The sequence below is a fragment of the Microbacterium sp. Bi128 genome (assembly GCF_918698205.1).
Map to the genome: position 1 here is coordinate 1 of NZ_CAKKMM010001632.1, position 1,066 is coordinate 1,066.

The window sequence follows — 1,066 nt, forward strand, 5'->3', positions numbered from 1 at the left end:
GCCCAAAGTAGCCCGCACACCACGAAGCTGCCGGCTGGCCCTTCCTTTCGGACGGGGCAGCCGGCAGCTGTGTAGAGGGACCTAGACCATCGCGAGGACAATGCCCGGATCGGCCAGCATGGCGCCGAGGTCCTGGAGTAACCGCGAGCCCTGCTCGCCGTCGACCAGACGGTGGTCGAAAGACAGGCTGAGCGTCATGACCTGGCGCAGCGCGACCTAGTCCTGGTACTCCCACGGCATCTTCCGGACCGCGCCGAGGGCCAGGATGGCTGCCTCGCCCGGATTCAGGATGGGTGTGCCGGCGTCAATGCCGAAGACGCCGATGTTCGTGATGGAGATCGTGCCGCCGGAGAGCGCCTCAGGGCTTGTCTTCCCGGCCCGGGCCGTGTCCGTCAGTTCCGTCAGGGCCGAGGAGAGATCCATGAGGGACATCCGGTCCGCGTCCTTGATGTTCGGAACCGTCAGCCCCCGCGGGGTCGCGGCCGCGATGCCCAGGTTCACGTAGTTGAACTGGACGATCTCCTGGTTGGCCTCGTCCCAGCGGGCGTTGAGGGTCGGGTGGTTGCGCAACGCAATCAGCACGGCCTTGGACACGAGCGTCAGCGGGGTGAGCTTGTACCCGGCGAACGCGCGACTGGCCTTGAGCCGCGCCAGCAGCTCCATCGTGGGCGTGACGTCGACGGTCAGGAACTCGGTGACGTGCGGCGCGGTGAAGGCACTGGCCACCATGGCGGCGGCCGTGAACTTCCGCACGCCCTTGATCGGCGTGCGGGTCTCGCGCTCGCCCGGGGCCTGGACAAGCCCTGCGGCCTGCGCCGTCGCACCGGCGGGCTCCTGGGCGGCCGCGGGCAGGTCCCCGCCGCCGACGAAGTTCAGCACATCGTCGCGGGTGATGAGCCCGCGCTCCCCGGTACCGGGCACGGCCTCAAGGTCGACGCCGAGATCCTTGGCCAGCTTGCGCACCGGAGGCGTGGACCGCGGGCGCTCCCCCGCCGCGGATGCCGCCGAGGTTTCGACCGGGTTGGATTCGGCCGGCGCAGAGACGGCCGGTTCAGCAGCACGTACG

1 pseudogene is annotated in these 1,066 nt (G+C 69.6%); it reads right to left on the reverse strand.

Annotation, left to right across the window (positions count from 1 at the left end):
• Positions 1-81 precede the first annotated feature (81 nt).
• A pseudogene (locus LQV45_RS35095) lies at positions 82-1,066 on the reverse strand (dihydrolipoamide acetyltransferase family protein); the annotation flags it as partial.